The organism is Streptomyces sp. NRRL S-455 (genome assembly GCF_000717875.1).
Lineage (GTDB): Bacteria > Actinomycetota > Actinomycetes > Streptomycetales > Streptomycetaceae > Streptomyces.
Window position 1 is genome coordinate 146,705 of record NZ_JOCT01000013.1, and the last position, 17,550, is coordinate 164,254.

Genomic DNA, 17,550 nt, shown 5'->3' on the forward strand with positions numbered 1-17,550 from the left:
AGGCGTCAGTTGGGATCGTCCGTGCCGGAACCCACACCGGAGGGGCACGAAACCTTCCCCGAGGTCCGCGACGTGGGGATCGCCGGCGTCGGCGAAACGGTTGCAAGGACCTCACCCGACGGCATCCCGCCCCTCGCCTCCTGTTGTGGAACGTAGACCTCAAGCCGGCGCAGCTGTGCCTCGTCAAGGGCCAGCGAAAGGAGCGGACCGAGAACCGCTTCGGCGCCGTTGGCAGTGAACGTCTCGACGGTGCCGTCGGTGTGGTGTTCCAGCCAGTCAAGTGACCAGTTCACAACCCGATGCGTCTCGGTGGCCGACAGTTCCTCCAGCACCAGCAGGGATCTGAGGAGGAAGCGGGACTGCCATTTCGGCATGTGGCGTTCCAGCCATGCGAGCGACCAAGAGATCGCCTTCGTGCGCTGCGCCAGCGGGACGTCCGCACGCGCCAGGCGGGGCTCCAGCACGAAGGTGGCGTCGACCGCGGTGGGGTCCGCCGACACCCGGGTGGACACCAGCGATTCCACCTTTGCCGCCTGATCGGCGGGCAGGTCCGGGCGCTCAGCGAGGACGCCCAGCATCCGCCAGGTCTTCGCCGGCTTCTGCTGGGACATCCACCGCAGTCCGCAGTCCGCCAGCCTCCTGGTCTGGTCCTCATTCAGGTCCGCCGGGCCGCCGAACAGCGACCGCAACATCAGGTGCGCCTGCGGAGAATGGCCGAGGCTTTCCAACCAGGCGATACCGGTGTCCAGTAGCTCGTCGAGGTCTGTCGGCCCGATCCGGTCGTGCTCGGCGAGCCCAGTCACGACGTGCCGCGCCGCACGGCTGGTCCCGTGCTCCCTCAACCAGCCCATCGCCTGCGGCAGTACCCACGCCCATTCGTTGTCCGTCAGGTCGTCCCGGGCCAGCAGGGCCTCGAGGATGAAGCCGGCCTCTTTCGTCGCGCGATGAGCGGCAAGCCACGAACGCGAGAAAGCGACGGTGTCCCGCACCCGCTCCCTCACGAGGCCGGGGCACCCCAGCAGTCGCTTTATGAGGTGACGCGCCTCAGGCGCCGTTCCCCGGATACGCAGCCAGCCGATGGCCAGAAGGGCGCCGGCGTCGAGCTGCTCCCCGTCCAGATCGGCGCGGTGCAGGAGCAACTCCAGCACATACCTGGCACGGGTTTGCTCCCCGTACCTCGCGAGCCACCGCAGGCTGTACGTCACCACGTCGCCGAGTTGCCCGTCCGTCATCTCGGGCACCCTCAGCAGTCGCTGGATCAGGTGTGTGGCGGTGACATCGGCCCAGTGCTCCCCCAGCCAGGCCAGGGCCGAGGTGACGGCTCTCTCGGTGAGTTTCCCCGTCGGCTCCGAGAGCGACAGCATGGGATGCTCCAGCACGGCGGTCAGCACAGTGAGCGCCTCCATCTGCGGGGCGTTCTCCTCAAGCCACCGCACCCCGGAGTCCAGCTCCCGCAGCTTCTCCTCGTCAGTACGCGCCGTGCGGCTCTGCAGCATCTTCCGGAGTTCCTGGGCCTCCGTCCGGGTGCCGGTGTTCCGCCGCTCCCATACCTGGGAGAACGCGGTGGCCCGCGCGCTCTGCTCGGGCGTGAGTTCGGCCCGCCCGAGCAGCTTCGGCAGAAGGCTCTGAGTACCGGATGCCGGGCAGTGCCGCTCCAGCCACGTCAGTCCCTCCTCTATGCCGACCGCGGTCTCCTCCGGCGTGAGGTCGTCGCGCGCCAGCAGCGCACCGAGCAGGTAACCCGCGCTTGTGTCCTCACGGTGCTGCTCCAGCCATTGCTCCATGCGGCAGACGGCGGACCGCACCTGGTCGGGCGGGAGGGCGGTCCGGAGGAGCAGCGGCCGCAGAACCCGGTCCGCCGTGTCGACGAGGCCGTGCACGCTCAGCCAGGACATCGCCAAGGTGACGGCCTGCTCCGCCTGCACATCGGTGAGGTCGGGTCGCGCCAACAGGACGGACAGGACATAGCTAGCGCCCTTGGTCTCCTTGTACTGCGACAGCCACTCGTTCGCGAAGGTGGCGGCCCGGCGGGCCTCGTAGGCTGGAACGTCCTTCCGCTTGAGCACGTGCTGCAGTACGTACGTCGCCTCGTCTTCGTGTCTGTGGAGCTCCAGCCAGGACATCGCCTGTCCTATGGCCAGCCGGACCTGTTCGACGGTGAGGTCGGGCCGGATCAACATCCCGGCCAGGATGAAGCTGGCGTTCACCTCGGTCGCGTGGGTGCCCAGCCACCGGTCCCCGAATTCGACCACGCGCTCTCGTTCCTCGGGAGTAAGGTCGTCGCGCTTGAGCAGCCGGTGGATCAGGAAGTCGCCGTGCTTCTCCGTTGCGTAGTCCTCCAGCCACCGCTCCGCGGCCCCGACCACATTCTCTCGTTCTTCCGGGGTGAGGTCGTGGCGCTCCAGCAGTTGGCCGATCAGGAAGTCGGCGTCTGCCTCCGTGGCGTAAGGCGACAACCAACCGACCGCGTGGGTGACCGTCCGTCGGATCTGCGGCTTGCCCACTCCCCGCATGCCGAGCACGGCGTGCAGGACCAGGTTGGCGCGCCGCGTGTCCCCGTGGTGCTCCAGCCACTCAAGCGCCAGCTCGGCGGCGTAACGAACCTCCTCGCGCGGCAGGTTCGCGTAGTTCAGCAGTGCGATCACTACCTTGGAGGAACTCGCGAGGGTGATGTGGTGCCCCACCCAGGCGTAGGCCGCGGCGATCACGCGGTGGGCCTCTTCGGCGGTCAGGTCCTCCCGGTGCAGGAGGGGCTGGAGAACCGTGCCGGTCTGCCGCGCGGCGATCGAGTGTTCGCACCACTGCAGGGCCGCCGGGACGGCCTTCCTCGCCTGCTGAACGGTGAGGTCGTCACGGGCGACCAAGGCGCTCAGGACGAAGTGGGCTCCCTGGGACTGGCCGTGGAGATTCACCCAGCCGACTGCGTTTTTCAGATACGGGCTCAGTTCTGCCGGGAGTTCCGTTCTGCTGAGCAGCGGCCCCAAGACGTAGCTGGCATCCTGCCGCCAGCCGTACTCCTCGAGCCAGCGCAGGGCCCCCGGGACGAGCAGCGCAGCGTTCTCTGCTGGCAGGCGAGACAGACCACTGTGGAGCAGGTGGCGAGCGTCGGCCTGGTCGCCGTACTCCTCGAACCAGGGACCGGTGATCTCCTGCCAGTTACGTACGGCGGCCTGCGCCCACGGTGGCCCGTAGACGAGCGCACCGAGGGCGTAACCACCCGCGTCGGCGTCGCGGCGCATAACGGCACCGATGGCCGAGGAGTTATCCGCGAACCAGCGGTCGAACAGCTCAACAACGGCGTCTCGGGGCCGGGGCGCCAGGTCGTTCACCAGGCGGGCGAGGTTGGTCGCGTAGCGCCCGAGTGTCCGGGGACCGGTGAGAGAACCACTCAGCAGGGACAGGGTCCTGCGCCGGTCCGGACTCCTGGAGCCGGCGGGGAGGATTACGGACTCGACGAGTTGGTCGCAGACGATGTCGTGGGCGGTGGCCAACGTGTCGGCAGGACCTTTGCGCTGGAGCCAGCCCAGGTCGAGTAGGGTCTCCACGACCACCTCGGCCTCCGGCGTGTCCTCGGACGCCCGGGGCAGGGCCGCCTTGGCGGTCGCGACGACCTCGTCGTACTCCTGCGGACAGGCCGCCGCGGCGGCCGCGGCGGCCACCAGCAGCTCGGACGCCGAGACCCGGTCGAAGACGGTCGGGCGGGGACGGGACTCCTCGCTCCCGACGACAGCAAGGTCGTCCTCCTCCAGCCGGTTCCTGAGCCAGGTGGACAGCTCGCCGTTCGCCCTCAGACCGGTGAGGTCCCCCAGGCCACCCTCACCGACCCGGCGTTCCACCTCACGGGCGACCAGCAGCGCGATGATGGGCCGATGGCCGCAGATCTCCCACATCCGGTCGACGCCGTACCGCTCGATGGCTGTGGGCGCGAGCCTGGTCAGCGCCTGCTCCGCCACCAGCCGCTGGAATTCCTCGTCCTGCCGCAGATCGACCTCGTCGAACAGTTCGTAGAGGCGGATCTCGTTCATCTTGCGCAGCCACCCGGGGCGCGCCGTGGCGATGAAGGCGACCTTGATTCCCCTACGGTGCGCCTCCGGCAGGAGCTGGTGTCGCAGTGTGGTCAGGTCGAGCGGGGGGTCATCGTCCTCCGCCTTCCTGAAGTAGTGGTTGAGGTAGTCCATCACCACCAGGACCGGGGTGTCCTCGGCCAGGACACGGTGGATGATCTCGCTGGTCACGGGTTCTTTCCCGCCGGGGCGCAGATGCAGCACGCGCCAGCCCTCGTCCAGCGCCACCCGTCCCACTTCGAGGACTGTGCGGGTCTTGCCCGTGCCGGCCGCGCCGACCAGCAGTACACCCCTGTTATCGGACTCGCGCAGGCGGCGGAACAGCTGAGTCCGCTCGGTCTCGTGGTCCTGCCCTGGGGACACGTAGGGAAGGCATTCGGGGGTGAGGTTCTGCTCGAATCCGCCGAGCCCCCCGACGAAGTTCTCCTGAGGGATCACCGAGCCCAGTGATTCGAGACCGAGTCCCGGCGGCCGGTCGGCACCGGTGGTCGCGGCGGGCCTCTTGCCGGTGTACGCCCGATTGCGTGCGAGCGGAATCCGGGAGCCCTCGCCGCGGCAGGCGATGCGGGGTACTGGTACGGCTTTCCCGTCCTCCACCCGGTTCGCGAGCCGATTCCTGAGGATTTGCAGGACATCACCGGTCAGCAGGTGGCTCTGCTCCTCGCCTCTGCGCCCCTCAGGGTCCAAGGGTCCTGTGATGCCCTCCTTGAGCACCTTTACCAGTTCGGTAGTGAACACACTCCCGTCCGGGAGGCACAGCGACGACTCGGTCTCCGCGGCCGAGGTGAGGACACAGGTCCCCTCGATGTCGAATACCCCATCCTCCTCGGCCGGGTCCCCGCCGCCCATCCGTACGGCGAACCCGCTGTGACAGCAGTCGATGACGACGACCTTATGCCGTGCCAGGGACCCTGCGACGTACTCCTTGAGCTTTCCGTACTCGATCGCGTGGAAGTCCCACTGGTCGCTGTACTGCTTTGTGGCAAGGAGCAGATCCTGCCCGTCCCGAGAGAACTGACCGTGCCCGGCGTAGTAGACCAGAAGCAGTTCGGAAGCCTCTGCCGCGGCGGTGATCACGGCGGTATAGAACTGATTCTGGTCGCTGTCCGCAGCAAGGACATGGCAGTCCTCGACGCTGAGCGCTTCTAACTCCGGGTCGGTCAACTGGTCGAGCAGTGCTGGGATATTCTTCGCGACTCCTTCGAGCTTGGGCAGGTCCTCGTAGTCGTGGACGCCGAGGAAGACCGCCCGGGACGACGGGGCCAGCTGGTCGATCATGAGTGGACGGCGTCATCGTTCGCGTCCCCGGCCTCCAGACGACGTAGCAGATCCGCCAACTGCTCAGGCTCGAGATGGCTGATGTCGACCGTCGTGCTCCCGAAGGTCAGTGTGCGCGCGCCCCGATTCCCACTGCGAGCCCGTGCGAGTCGCCAACCGGCGTAGCCGATCGCAAAGTTCGCGATATCGCCGGCGGATCCCAGAATGACGTCCAAAGCGTCCAGCGCGCCCATGGTGGGCCCTGGTGTCGAGACGGGGGTGACGGGCACCCGCCGCGCCTTCGGATCACGAGCCAGCCATTGCTGAAGCTCTGTCAAAGCACGTACGTCGCCATCACTTTCGATGCGAACGCGCATCGCGGGACCCCCTCGTCCATGTGCGAATAGACGTCGATGGTAACGGACCGGCCCGCCAGATCTACGACGAATGGTCCGATGTTTGCGCTGATCGCGACCATGACGAAGTGCGCCCGTTGGCGGGTCGAAGAGGTAGAGCGGACGCCTGCGTCGTCCATGGGCTCGCCAGGGGCGGAGACGCGCGCGATGTCGCAGTCCTCCAGGTAGAGGCCGCCGCTGCCGTCGAGGAGTGGAGGGGTGGCGGTTCACAAGCCGGTGGCGGCGCCTTGGGAGGGTGCCGGGGCAGGGCTCGTCCTGTTCTTCGTCGGCGCCGTCGCCGCTCACATCCGTGCTCGCGTGTACTACAACATCGCGTTTCCCGGCGGCTACCTGGCTATGGCCGCTGCCGCTCTCGCCCTCGCCGTGGCGCGATGAACACCGGCCGCGCGATCTCTTTTCGCGGGGGGGTGCGTGGAGGGCTCGCGCCTGGGGCCGGCCCGCACGCCGGCCACCGCCAGTCCGTCTGTCCCTGCGGTGGCCGTCATGCGCGCTCAGGAGGCTACGAGGCCGGGCTCAGGTCCGCCCGCCCGAACAGCAGGGCGTAGCCCGGGGGGAGTTGGGCCAGGATGCGGGTGACCAGGTCGTCGCCGACCAGGGGCGGCAGCACGCTGAGGACCGAGCTGACGTCCCAGCGGGCCGTCGCGGGGGTGGCTCCCTCGATACGGGCCGCGACGGAGTCGACGAACTCGGCGGCGGTGAGCCGGCGCGTGACCGGGATCTGGGAGGCGATCACCCGGGCGGCCTCCTCGGGCAGGGCGCGGGCGAGGTCGACCCGTTCGTCGCCGATGATGTGGCCGCCCAGCGCGGACAGGACGATGCGGGTGACGCTCTCGGCCTCCGGCCTGGTGGCGTACTGGCCCGCCTCCCGCACGGCGTCGATCAGCCGGGGCCAGCCGTTGTCGTCGCTCGTGGGGCGGGGGGTGTGCGACGGGGCGGGGATCACGGTCGCCGGGGCGTTGCGCCTCGTAGTCGAGCTGGGCACCGTCGTCACGCTCATGTGTGGGTCTTCCTCCGGGTCGGGTCCCGCGCCGCGTCGTCACGGTGTGCCGCGGCGGCGCGGGAGTACTGGGTGTGCTCGGTGGATCGGGGCCGGTGCGGGGCCAGGGCGGGCCGTGGCCGGTCCCGCGGGGTGGGACTCCCGCGGGGCCGGCGGCGTGGATACGTGAGTGCGGTCAGCCGCTGATCTGCTTGCGGCTGTCGCCGCCCGTGATCTGGATGCGGCGCGGCTTGGCCTGTTCGGCCACCGGGATGCGCAGGGTCAGGACGCCGGCCTCGTAGGAGGCGTCGATGCGCTCCGTGTCCAGCGTGTCGCCCAGGAACAGCTGGCGGGTGAAGGAACCGGTGGGGCGCTCGGCGACCAGCATCTCCGCGCCCTCGGGGGCGGGGGACCTGCGCTCGGCTCGTACGTTGAGGACGTTGCGCTCGACGTCCAGCTCGATCGTCTCCGGGTCGATGCCGGGGAGGTCGAAGTGGACGAGGAAGTCGTCCCCGGAGCGGTAGGCGTCCATCGCCATCGCCGACGGGCGGGTGGCGGGGCCGAGAACCTGCTGGGTGAGCCGGTCGAGTTCACGGAAGGGGTCCGTGCGCATGAGCATCACTGGTCACTCCTCTCTTCAGGCGCTGTCTCTGCGATGCCCAACGTTCTTCGTCTTCTTATATAGCTCGGGGGAGAAAACTTGACAAGCCTGGGCTCAGGTTCGGGGCGGGCCTGTTCCGCGCCCTGAAGCATGTGCCCCTGACCGCGGGAGTTAGCCTCAAGATCTTCAGAAGGTCCGGAAGCGGAACGCAGGAGGCAGAGATGGCGAAGGTTCCCAGCGCGGTGGTCGCGGCGAGCGGTCTCGTGGGTGGGTACGGCGTGGCCCGCTGGACCAGGCAGCGGCCTCTCGGCGGGGCCGTGCTCGCCATCGCCGGGGTGGCGGCCGCCCGGCAGTGGCGGGAGTCGGCCGGTGGGGTGGCCGCGGGGGTGTTGTCGGCCGCGTATGTCGCCGCCTTCGCGGGGTCGCATCCGCTGGCGAAGAAAGTGGGGGCCTGGCCCGCCGTGTTCGGGGCGGCGGGGGCCGTGGGGCTGGCGTCGTGGGCGGTGGCGGATCGGCGCGGCTGACCCGGCCGACCAGGGCGTGTGTCGAAAGTGGATCTTGATCGTGGGATGATCTTGGTTCATGGCGCGTGGAGATTTGACGGACGGGCAGTGGGCGGCTGGAGCCCCTGTTGCCGAGGGGCAAGAAGCTCGGCCGACCGCCGATATGGATCAGGAGGCGGCTGGTTGACGGCATACGCTTCCGGGTCCGTACCGGCATCCCTTGGCGGGACATGCCGCAGGAGTACGGACCCTGGGGCCGGGTGTACGACCTGTTCCGTCGGCGGCAGCGCAACGGCACCTGGCAGCGGATCTTCACAGCCCTGCAGGTCCGGGCCGATACCAAGGACCTGATCACCTGGGAGATCAACGTTGACTCCACCATCGTCCGCGCCCACCAGCATGCCGCCGGGGCACGAAAAAGGGGGACCTGCAGAACGAGCCGCCCGGCGGCGTCTCCACCGAGCCGGGCGACCACGGCCTTGGGCGCTCGCGCGGCGGCCTGACCACCAAGCTGCACCTGGCCGTCGAGCAGGGCCAGAAGCCCATGTCCATCGTGATCACCGCCGGGCAGCGCGGCGACTCCCCGCACTTCGAGGTCGTCCTGGGGCGCATCAGGGTGCCCCGACTGAGGTCGGGCAGGCCACGCACCCGGCCCACGCGGGTGCGCGCCGACAAGGCCTACGCCTCCCGTAAGAACCGCGCCTACCTGCGCAGACGCGGGATCCACTGCACCATCCCGGACAAGGCCGATCACATCCGCAACCGCAAGAAACTCGGCTCCTGCGGCGGCCGTCCGCCGAAGTTCGACCGGGAGGACTACAAAGCTCGGCACGCGGTTGAGTGCGGCATCAATCGACTCAAAAGGCACCGAGCTGTGGGAACAAGGTACGACAAGCTCGCGGTCCGCTACGAGGCGACCGTCCTCGTAGCGGCGATCAACGAGTGGCTCTGAACAGGGATAGAGACGTCCCTGGCTCAGGCCCGCGCGCCACCGTCGACCCGGAGGACCGTGCCGGTCACGTAGGAGGAGCGGTCGCTCAGCAGCCAGGCGGCGGCCTGCGCGATCTCCTGCGGGTCGGCCGCGCGGCCCAGCGGGGTGTGCGCCGTGAGCCGCTCTCGGAGACCGGGTGATCCCTTTTCCCAGGTGCTTATCATCTCGGTCGCCGTGTTGCCAGGGGCGATGGCGTTGACGCGGATGCCTTCCGGGCCGTAGGTGACGGCAGCCGACTCGGTGAGGCTGTTGACCGCCCGTTTCATCGCGCCGTAAACGGGCAGCTCGGGGTTGCCCATCAGGCTGCCGACAGATGAGTTGTTGACGATGGCGCCGGTCCCGGCGGTGGTTCGGATGGCGGCGATCTCGGCGACCATGGCCAGCCAGACGCCCTTGAGGTTCACGTCGTAGAGGCGGTCGAAGTCGGCCTCCGGCAGCTGGTGCATCGGGCCGGGCTGCTGGATCGTCGCGCCGTTGTTGAAGGCGATGTCGAGCCGGCCGTAGACGTTCACGGCGCGGTCCACAGCGGCGCGCACGCCGGCCGCGTCGGCCAGGTCGCACACCACGTACTCCGCGGTGCCGCCCGCCGCCCGGATCTCCGCGGTCACCGCCTGCAGCTGGTCCTCCGTCCGGGCCGCGAGAAGCACTCGGGCGCCCTCGCGGGCGAAGAGCCGAGCCGCGGCGGCTCCGATGCCGCGTCCGGCACCGGTGATGAAGGCGACTTTGTTGGCCAGCAGGCCCAGGGCGGCAGGCGTGGTGGATGTGCCGGTGACAGGTGTGTTGTCCATGGCGCCAAGCCTGCGCCCGTCCGCGAAGCGCAACCAGGCACCGGCGGTACCTGGATCCGCGGCCCGGCTCCCCCGCACACTGGAGAGGTGGACCGACGACAACTGGCCGACTTCCTGCGCAGCCGACGCGAGCGGATCACCCCTGCCGAGGTGGGGCTGCCCGCCGGACCGCGCCGCCGCACCCCGGGCCTGCGCCGTGAGGAGGTGGCGCAGCTGGCGTACATCTCGACCGAGTACTACACACGGCTGGAGCAGGCCCGGGCGCCGCACCCGTCGCACGAGGTGCTGGCCGGACTGGCTCGGGCCCTGCGCCTGACGGACACCGAACGCGACCATCTCCATCACCTGGCCGGCACACCGCCGCTCCCGTCGGCCGGGCCCTCGCGCCAGGTACGGCAGAGCATCCTCGACCTGCTGCACCGACTGCCGCAGGCCGCGGCGACCGTAACGTCCGCGACCTTCGAGGTACTGGCCTGGAACGATCTGGCGGCAGCCCTGATGGAGGACTTCTCCGCCCTGCCGCGACGCGACCGCAACCTCGTGCGCCGTGTCTTTCTTGGCCCGCACACGCAGGGGCAGCGGCTGTACGGAGTGTCGGACGCGGACGCCTTCGCCCGCATCTCGACGCAGCGGCTGCGCGCCGCCGCCGCCCGCTACCCCGACGATCCAGAGGTCGCCGAGCTGGTAGCCGAACTCCTCGACGGAAGCGAAGAGTTCAGCCGCCTGTGGCAATCCCACGACGTGTCCGCCGAGCTCACCCTGTGCAAGACCTTCCAGCACCCGCTGGTCGGCCCCGTCACCGTCAACTGCGACGTCCTCGACATCACCGACCGCGACCAGCAGGTCGTGATCTACACCGCGGTCCCAGGCTCGCCCTCCGAAGAGGCGCTACGGCTGCTGTCGGTCATCGGCACACAGCGCATGGACGTCACGCGCTGAGCCACACCGGCCGCACTTCAACGTCCCCTGATGTGGACCGACGCCGGTCAGCATCGCCCGCGCGCTTCTGAGCCCTGCCCTGCACGGCACGGCTCCTGAGCAACCACTTTCGACACGCCCTAGGGGCCTCGCACCCCGTACACACGTGCCCGGGGCACACGTACTCCGGACAGAAACGAAGAACCCGACCCTGGGACCCAGGGCCGGGTTCTTGTTATTGGAGCGCCGGGCAGGCCTTGCACCTGCATCTCCCCGCAGGAAGCGGGACGTCTTTCCTTGGACCACCAACGCACTGTCCGCCGACCGGAGTTCCGGCGACTGGACGCAGATCAACTATAGCGCAGGTGTGCGGCGCCCTGGAACGGATGGCGGCCGGGTGAAGGCGGATGCCGGCTGTACGGCGGGGTGGGATGGGAGCGCTTGGGCCACCGGGTCTCTTGGCGCGCCGCTCCGACCTGGGCATGCGGGCGCCTTCCGTTGTCGTTCCCGGCCCGAACGCTCCAAGGCGCCTGGGCTGGTGCGAGGGCCCCGTCCCGGGGACGCGGGAACGCGGAGACGGGGCGGGGCCCTCGCGCGTCGGTGCTCCAGGCCGTGTGTGCGTGGTGCCGGACGATTCCGGGCTGGTACGACTTCCTACGCCGTCGCCGGGCGGGAACTCGTTGCGCTCGGGTCCCCTTCCGCGTCGTTGCCCTGGCCGCCGTCCAGGTGTGCTCCCGGCTTGGCCGGGCTCTCCTCCGCCGTCAGCGGCGTGGCGATGTCCTCCAGGGAGCGGCGCTCCGCGCGGACCGCGAGGGCCGCGGCCACCAGGCCGGCCAGGCACATCAGGGTCGCGCCGATCTGGAAGGCGAGCGTCGTGTCGCCGACCTTGCCCGTGCCGGTGAGTTCCGCGAAGAGGAGCGGGCCGCTGATGCCGCCGGCGGCGGTGCCGATGGCGTAGAAGAAGGCGATGGACATCGCGCGGGTCTCCATGGGGAAGACCTCGGAGACCGTGAGGTAGGCGCTGGAGGCGCCCGCGGAGGCGAAGAACAGCACGGCGCACCAGCAGGCCGTCAGCGTGGTCGCGCTCAGGGAGCCCTGGTCGAAGAGCCAGGCCGTGCCGAACAGGAGCAGGCCGGACAGCAGGTACGTGCCGGAGATCATGATGCGGCGGCCGACCGTGTCGAAGAGCTTGCCGAGCAGCAGCGGGCCGAAGAAGTTGCCGAGTGCGATGACCGCGAAGTAGTAGCCGGTGCTGCCGCTCGGGACGTCGAAGAACGTCGTGAGGATCGCGCCGAAGCCGAAGGTGATGGCGTTGTAGAGGAAGGCCTGGCCGATGAAGAGGGAGAAGCCGAGGATGGCGCGGCGCCGGTAGTCGGAGAAGACGGTGCGGCCGATCTCGAGGAAGGAGACGTTGCGGCGCTGGTGGATGGTGATCTCACCCTCCGCACGCGGCAGCGGCTCGCCGTTCTCCCGCTCGACCTCCCGCTCGATCCCGGAGACGATGCGTTCCGCCTCGTCGTCGCGGCCGTGGATCAGGAGCCAGCGTGGGCTTTCCGGGACGTGTCGCCGGACGAGGAGGATCACCAGGGCCAGGACCGCGCCGAGGGCGAAGGTGAGGCGCCAGCCGACGTTCGCGGCGAAGATGTCGGTGTCCAGCGCGACGATCGCCAGCAGCGAGCCGAAGACCGCGCCCAGCCAGAAGCTGCCGTTGATCATCAGGTCGACGCGGCCGCGGTACTCCTTGGGGATCAGTTCGTCGATCGCGGAGTTGATGGCCGCGTACTCGCCGCCGATGCCGAAGCCGGTGAGGAAGCGGAAGAGGAAGAACCACCAGGTGTCGAAGGAGATCGCGGTGAGGGCGGTGGCACCGAGGTAGACCGCGAGGGTGATCATGAAGAGTTTTTTGCGGCCCCACTTGTCGGTGAGGCGGCCCCAGAACAGGGCGCCCGAGCAGGCTCCGGCCACGTAGAGGGCGGCCGCCAGTCCGGTGACCTCGCCGGAGGTGATGGGCAGGCCGCTGCCGGGCTCCGAGAGCCGGCTGGCGATGTTGCCCACGACGGTGACTTCGAGGCCGTCGAGGATCCACACGGTGCCGAGGCCGATGACGATCGTCCAGTGCCAGCGCGACCACGGGAGGCGGTCGAGGCGGGCTGGGATGTCGGTGGTCACGGTTCGGCCGGTTGCGGCCTGCGCGGTGGTCATGGGCTCCCTCCTCATCGAGATGATTCGGAGCGAGTGCCCTGGCCGGGTTCTCTTACGCTCTGAGCGGTTTCTCAGGCCCCCAGCGCGTGCGACACCGTGTAGATCAGCAGGCCGGCCAGTGAGCCGACCACCGTGCCGTTGATGCGGATGAACTGCAGGTCGCGGCCGATGTTCGCCTCGATCTTCTTCGTGGTGTGTTCGGCGTCCCAGCTCGCGACGGTGTCCGTGATCAGGGAGGTGATCTCCTTGCGGTAGGTGGTGACGACGTAGACGGCGGCGTCCTCCACCCACTGGTCGACCTTGTCCTGCACCTTGCGCTCGGCCGCCATCCGGGAGCCCAGGGACAGCAGGGACGCCCGCACGCGCAGGCGCAGCTCGCTGCGCTCGTCCTCCGCCGCCGCGACGATCATGGACCGTACGGCGGTCCAGGCGCTGGCGATGAGGTCCTGCACCTCGCCGCGGCCGAGCACCTCGCCCTTGAGCCGCTCGACGCGGGCGCGGGTGTCGGTGTCGGACTGCAGGTCGGAGGCGAAGTCGGTGAGGAAGCGGTCGAGGGCGCCGCGGGCGGGGTGGGCGGGCATGTCGCGCATCTCGGTGACGAAGCGCAGCAGCTCCTTGTAGACGCGCTCGCCGACCTTCTTGTCGACGAACTTCGGGGTCCAGCCGGGGGCGCCGCCCTGGACGGCGTCCATCACCGAGTCGCTGTGCAGGACCAGCCAGTCGTGGGCGCGGCTGACGATCAGGTCGACGACCCGTTTGTGGCCGCCGTCGGCGACGACCTTCTCCAGCATCTTGCCGACGCCGGGGCCGATCTCCTGGGCGTTGGCCCGGCGGGTGATCGCCTCGCCGACGACGGCCTGGACGTCGGAGTCGCGCAGGACGGTCAGGGCGCCGCGCAGGGCGGTGGACAGCTCGGCGGTGACGCGGTCGGCGTGGTCGGGGACCGCGAGCCAGGCGCCGAGGCGGCTGCCGATGCCGACGGCGCGCAGCCGCTGCCGTACGACGTCCTCGGAGAGGAAGTTCTCGCCGACGAACTCGCCGAGGGAGACGCCGAGCTGGTCCTTCTTGGTGGGGATGATCGCGGTGTGCGGGATGGGGATGCCGAGGGGGTGGCGGAAGAGGGCGGTGACGGCGAACCAGTCGGCGAGCGCGCCGACCATGCCCGCCTCGGAGGCGGCGGCGACATAGCCCGCCCAGGGGCCGGCGCCGGAGTTCTGGGCCCACTTGGCGAGGACGTAGACCAGGGCGACGAACAGCAGGAGGCCGGTGGCGGTGAGCTTCATGCGGCGTACACCGCGCTGTTTCTCCTCGTCCGCCGGGCTGAAGGTCGTCATCGCGCGGTTGACGGCGGCGCCGGGGCGGGCATGCTGCCCTCCGACCCTGCCCTTTTCATCCACTTTCATCCGTTCCATCCACTCCACCCGCTTGGTGATCCCGCACACATTGTCCCTTCCTGACCGACTCCTGGAACGGAACAGGAGTTCCCGGCGTCTGTCGGGAGGGGGTTTCGACATGGGGTCCGTGTGCGCCTCCCCCGGCCCATGCCGCATCATGGGCACATCAGATCGGAGCCTCAGGCTCCCATCGCCCGAGGAGAACTGAACAGCATGACCCGAGGACGGGCCGGGGGTGTGGAGCCCGCCGCGCAGCAGCAGGTGTCCACCGCCCCCACCAAGTACCGCGCCCTCTTGGCCGTGGTCGTCGCAGCGATCGTGGCCCTTTCCACCGCCATATACGTCGGGGTGGCGTCCGACAACGGTACGCAGGGCCGGAGAGCCCTTGCCGACGGCCGTCTTCCGAACAACGCCGCCCCCGCCTCCACCGGCACCTGGGTCGGCACCTGGTCCACGTCCCCGGCCGCCGCCGAGCCCGGTACGGAGACGACCGGCATGGCGGACCGTTCGGTGCGCAACGTCGTCCACACCAGCGTCGGCGGTACGAGTGCCCGCGTGACGCTGTCCAATCTCTACGGCCAGTCGCCGCTCAGCATCACCCGCGCCTCGATCGCCGTGGCCGCCGGCAGCGGCACGGCCGCCGCGCTCCCGGACACCCTGCGGCAGCTGACCTTCAACGGCGGCCCCACGGTCGTCATCCCGCCCGGCCGGCAGGTGATGAGCGACGCCGTGCGCGTCGTCATCCCGCACGACACGGACGTCCTGATCACGACGTACACGCCGAACAGCTCCGGACCGGTGACGTACCACCCGCACGCCCGGCAGATCTCCTACGCGGCGCGGGGCGACCACGCGGCCGACACGACGGGCACCCCCTACACCGAGCAGAGCCGCTTCTGGCGTTACCTGACCGCGCTGGACGTGCTGAGCAACGAGGCCGACGGGACGGTCGTCGTCCTCGGTGACTCGATCACCGACGGAATCACCTCCACCATGGGGGCCAACAACCGGTGGACGGACGTTCTGTACGACCGGCTACGCGCGGAGACCGCGACCGGGCGGCGGGACCTGCCCCGGTACAGCGTGGTCAACCAGGGCATCAGCGGGAACCGGGTCCTCACGGACGGGCTCGGCCGGCCGGCGGACAATCCCAGCGGGCTGAACCGCTTCGGGCGGGACGTGCTGGAACGGACGAACGCCAAGGTCGTCGTCATCGACCTCGGGGTCAACGACATCCTGCGCAATCCGCGGCTCGCCGATCCGAACGCGATCCTCGGGGGGCTGCGGACGATGGTCGGACAGGCTCACGCCCGGGGGATGAAGGTCGTGGGGGCGACCCTGATGCCGTTCTACGGGCACCGGGGGTTCACCGAGGCGCGGGAAGCCGTGCGGCAGACCATCAACGCGGAGATCCGGGCGGGGCGGGTGTTCGACGCGGTGGCCGACTTCGACCAGGCGCTGCGGGATCCCTATGACCCTCGGCGGCTGAAGTCCGAGTACGACTCGGGGGATCATCTGCATCCCAGTGATGCGGGGTTCACGCGGATGGCCGACGCGTTTGATCTGGACAGTTTGAAGGGGTCGGCACCGGCGGAGCTGTAGGGCCGGCTGCTGCTGGGTACCGGCGTCGGTGCTGGGGCGGGGGCGTGCGCGACCCGGCGCTGCGGGGTGCCGCCTGCGCCCACCCTCCCCCAAGCTCTCGGCTTCGCTCGAGCAGGGGGGACCCCCATCGCCCCAGCGGCACGACTGCCCGCTTCTCCGCGCGCGTCGGTTTCCGCTGGATTCCGACGCCGCCCCAGAAGGCGAACCCGGTCACGATCACGCGCGGCGCGCCCGGATCACCGGGCACGCCCTCCTCCTGGTGGTCGAAGCCGCCCATGACGCCGATACCGCGGACGACGACCTCGACGCCGGGCGGGACGATGACGTCCACGCCGCCCATGATCGCGATCGCGTTGATCTCGACCTCGCGGTCGGCGAAGTCGGCCTCGCGCAGGTCGATCTCCCCGCCGCCCCAGAAGGCGAAGCAGGTGAACCGGCGGGGCATCGTCCAGCGGCCCTTGCGCTGGAAGCCGGACATCACCGCGACGGCCCACGTCGAGGAGCCCTCACCGCCGACGATCCGCCCGGCCCATCCCGGCCCCCCGGCGGGCTCCTTGCTCAGTGACACGGAGGGCCCCGTGACGCCCGCGACCGGCAGGTCCCGGGTGATCGGGGCCAGTTCCCCGTAGGTCCGCGCGTTGTACGTCGCGTCCAGCCTCTCCTCGAACTCCGCCATGTCGAGACGGCCCTCCGCGAGGGCGTCCCGCAGGATGCCGGCGACCCGCTCGCGGTCAGCGTCGGAGGCGCGGAGGTCCGGGACTGCGTCGTCGGTCATATACAGCAGCCTACGAGTTCACCCGGACGGCGGCTACGACGCCGCGCGCTCGGACTGTTCGGCCTGATCGGGCGGGGGCTCGGGGGTGCCCCCCAGTGTGCGCAGCATCTTGGCGATCACCGCCTCGATGTCGGGCTCGCGCACCGACAGGTCCACCAACGGGTACTCCGCCGCGATCCGCGCCACCAGCGGTGCCGCCGACTGATCCGCCGGGAACGCCAGCCACTGCCGCGGACCGTCCACCCGGACGACCCGCGCGGGGGCCGGTGCCTCGATGGGCGGCAGTTCCCGCTCCAGGTCCACCACCAGTGTCCGCTCGCTCTCCCCCGCCTCGTGCAGACCCGCGAGCGGACCGTCGTACATCAGGCGGCCGTGGTCGATGACCATCACCCGCTTGCACAACTGCTCGATGTCCTGCAGATCGTGCGTGGTCAGCAGCACCGTCGTACCGCGCTCGGCGTTCAGCTCCCGCAGGAACTCCCGCACCTTCGACTTGGAGACGACGTCGAGGCCGATGGTCGGCTCGTCGAGGTACAGCACCTCCGGGTCGTGCAGCAGCGCCGCCACGATGTCACCGCGCATCCGCTGGCCGAGGGAGAGCTGACGGACCGGCACGTCCAGCAGGTCGCCCAGGTCGAGGAGTTCGACCAGGCGGCCGAGGTTCTCCCGGTAACGGGCGTCCGGGATGCGGTACATGCGGTGCATCAGCTTGTACGAGTCGATCAGCGGCAGGTCCCACCACAGGGTCGTGCGCTGCCCGAACACCACGCCGATGCGGTGTGCGAGCCGGATGCGTTCGCGTGAGGGGTCGATGCCAGCCACCCGCAGCCGGCCGGCGCTGGGTGTGAGGATGCCGGTCAGCATCTTGATGGTGGTCGACTTGCCGGCGCCGTTGGGGCCGATGTAGCCGACCATCTCGCCGCGCTCCACGCGGAAGGAGATCGAGTCGACGGCCCGCACCTGCCGCAGCTCGCGCTTCATGAAGCCGGTCTTCCTACGTACGTCGAACACCTTCTCGACGCCGTCCAGTTCGATGAATCCGCTGTCCACTCCGGTCACCCCG

General features: G+C 69.7%; 12 protein-coding genes and 3 pseudogenes. 5 read left to right on the forward strand and 10 right to left on the reverse strand.

Going from position 1 to position 17,550, the window contains the following annotated elements:
- Window positions 1-5: 5 nt before the first annotated feature.
- From IE97_RS0119100 to IE97_RS43070, 3 genes and pseudogenes are all read right to left on the reverse strand, one after another.
- Complete coding sequence (locus IE97_RS0119100; protein WP_030241568.1) at window positions 6-5,342, reverse strand: caspase, EACC1-associated type; 5,337 nt, start codon at window positions 5,340-5,342, stop codon at window positions 6-8.
- Window positions 5,339-5,698 (reverse strand): effector-associated constant component EACC1, encoded by a 360-nt coding sequence (locus IE97_RS0119105; protein WP_158708314.1) that lies wholly within the window; start codon window positions 5,696-5,698, stop codon window positions 5,339-5,341. The genes IE97_RS0119100 and IE97_RS0119105 overlap by 4 nt, the downstream gene beginning before the upstream one ends.
- A 134-nt stretch (window positions 5,699-5,832) precedes the next feature.
- A pseudogene (locus IE97_RS43070) lies at window positions 5,833-5,973 on the reverse strand (oxidoreductase); the annotation flags it as partial.
- 1 nt (window position 5,974) lies between these two features.
- On the opposite strand from IE97_RS43070, the pseudogene IE97_RS42160 reads away from it, so the two are divergent.
- Window positions 5,975-6,112, forward strand: a pseudogene (locus tag IE97_RS42160) (DoxX family protein); the annotation flags it as partial.
- Window positions 6,113-6,236: 124 nt separating this feature from the next.
- On the opposite strand, the gene IE97_RS0119120 reads toward IE97_RS42160, so the two are convergent.
- Both IE97_RS0119120 and IE97_RS0119125 read right to left on the reverse strand, forming a co-directional pair.
- The gene (locus tag IE97_RS0119120) at window positions 6,237-6,734 is read right to left on the reverse strand and encodes a DUF2267 domain-containing protein (RefSeq protein ID WP_051705038.1); all 498 of its coding nucleotides are present in this window, start codon (window positions 6,732-6,734) and stop codon (window positions 6,237-6,239) included.
- A 175-nt stretch (window positions 6,735-6,909) separates the two neighbouring features.
- Window positions 6,910-7,332: an Hsp20/alpha crystallin family protein gene (locus IE97_RS0119125; protein ID WP_030241587.1), complete on the reverse strand. Its 423-nt coding sequence runs from the start codon at window positions 7,330-7,332 to the stop codon at window positions 6,910-6,912.
- A gap of 203 nt (window positions 7,333-7,535) precedes the next feature.
- On the opposite strand from IE97_RS0119125, the gene IE97_RS0119130 reads away from it, so the two are divergent.
- Together IE97_RS0119130 and IE97_RS40485 are read left to right on the forward strand one after the other, a co-directional pair.
- Window positions 7,536-7,838, forward strand: a complete 303-nt coding sequence (locus IE97_RS0119130; RefSeq protein WP_030241591.1) for a membrane protein — start codon at window positions 7,536-7,538, stop codon at window positions 7,836-7,838.
- 58 nt (window positions 7,839-7,896) lie between these two features.
- Window positions 7,897-8,769: pseudogene (locus IE97_RS40485) on the forward strand (IS5 family transposase).
- Between the two features lie 23 nt (window positions 8,770-8,792).
- Here IE97_RS40485 and IE97_RS0119145 read toward each other — a convergent pair.
- Entirely contained in the window at window positions 8,793-9,596 is an 804-nt protein-coding gene (locus IE97_RS0119145) for an SDR family NAD(P)-dependent oxidoreductase (protein ID WP_030241602.1), read from the reverse strand.
- Window positions 9,597-9,683: 87 nt separating this feature from the next.
- On the opposite strand from IE97_RS0119145, the gene IE97_RS0119150 reads away from it, so the two are divergent.
- Window positions 9,684-10,535 (forward strand): helix-turn-helix transcriptional regulator, encoded by an 852-nt coding sequence (locus tag IE97_RS0119150; protein WP_030241606.1) that lies wholly within the window; start codon window positions 9,684-9,686, stop codon window positions 10,533-10,535.
- A gap of 633 nt (window positions 10,536-11,168) precedes the next feature.
- On the opposite strand, the gene IE97_RS0119160 is transcribed toward IE97_RS0119150, so the two are convergent.
- Both IE97_RS0119160 and IE97_RS0119165 read right to left on the reverse strand, forming a co-directional pair.
- A complete protein-coding gene (locus IE97_RS0119160) occupies window positions 11,169-12,716 on the reverse strand; it encodes an MFS transporter (RefSeq protein WP_051705039.1) in 1,548 nt (515 codons plus the stop codon).
- Between the two features lie 71 nt (window positions 12,717-12,787).
- On the reverse strand, window positions 12,788-14,128 hold the full coding sequence (locus IE97_RS0119165; RefSeq protein WP_030241614.1) for a DUF445 family protein: 1,341 nt from the start codon (window positions 14,126-14,128) through the stop codon (window positions 12,788-12,790).
- Between the two features lie 195 nt (window positions 14,129-14,323).
- On the opposite strand from IE97_RS0119165, the gene IE97_RS0119170 reads away from it, so the two are divergent.
- Window positions 14,324-15,712: an SGNH/GDSL hydrolase family protein gene (locus tag IE97_RS0119170; protein WP_030241618.1), complete on the forward strand. Its 1,389-nt coding sequence runs from the start codon at window positions 14,324-14,326 to the stop codon at window positions 15,710-15,712.
- Here the strand turns inward: IE97_RS0119170 and IE97_RS0119175 are convergent.
- Entirely contained in the window at window positions 15,648-16,487 is an 840-nt protein-coding gene (locus IE97_RS0119175; RefSeq protein ID WP_234331831.1) for a DUF1707 SHOCT-like domain-containing protein, read from the reverse strand. The genes IE97_RS0119170 and IE97_RS0119175 overlap by 65 nt on opposite strands.
- A 33-nt stretch (window positions 16,488-16,520) precedes the next feature.
- The gene (locus IE97_RS0119180; RefSeq protein ID WP_420706109.1) at window positions 16,521-17,546 is read right to left on the reverse strand and encodes an ABC transporter ATP-binding protein; all 1,026 of its coding nucleotides are present in this window, start codon (window positions 17,544-17,546) and stop codon (window positions 16,521-16,523) included.
- Window positions 17,547-17,550 lie beyond the last annotated feature (4 nt).

Coding starts and splice junctions, on each gene's coding strand:
- IE97_RS0119100 (WP_030241568.1), bottom strand. CDS start 5,342: ATGATCGACCAGCTGGCCCCGTCGTCCCGGGCGGTCTTCCTCGGCGTC.
- IE97_RS0119105 (WP_158708314.1), bottom strand. CDS start 5,698: ATGCGCGTTCGCATCGAAAGTGATGGCGACGTACGTGCTTTGACAGAG.
- IE97_RS0119120 (WP_051705038.1), bottom strand. CDS start 6,734: ATGAGCGTGACGACGGTGCCCAGCTCGACTACGAGGCGCAACGCCCCG.
- IE97_RS0119125 (WP_030241587.1), bottom strand. CDS start 7,332: ATGCTCATGCGCACGGACCCCTTCCGTGAACTCGACCGGCTCACCCAG.
- IE97_RS0119130 (WP_030241591.1), top strand. CDS start 7,536: ATGGCGAAGGTTCCCAGCGCGGTGGTCGCGGCGAGCGGTCTCGTGGGT.
- IE97_RS0119145 (WP_030241602.1), bottom strand. CDS start 9,596: ATGGACAACACACCTGTCACCGGCACATCCACCACGCCTGCCGCCCTG.
- IE97_RS0119160 (WP_051705039.1), bottom strand. CDS start 12,716: ATGACCACCGCGCAGGCCGCAACCGGCCGAACCGTGACCACCGACATC.
- IE97_RS0119165 (WP_030241614.1), bottom strand. CDS start 14,128: ATGGAACGGATGAAAGTGGATGAAAAGGGCAGGGTCGGAGGGCAGCAT.
- IE97_RS0119170 (WP_030241618.1), top strand. CDS start 14,324: ATGACCCGAGGACGGGCCGGGGGTGTGGAGCCCGCCGCGCAGCAGCAG.
- IE97_RS0119175 (WP_234331831.1), bottom strand. CDS start 16,487: ATGACCGACGACGCAGTCCCGGACCTCCGCGCCTCCGACGCTGACCGC.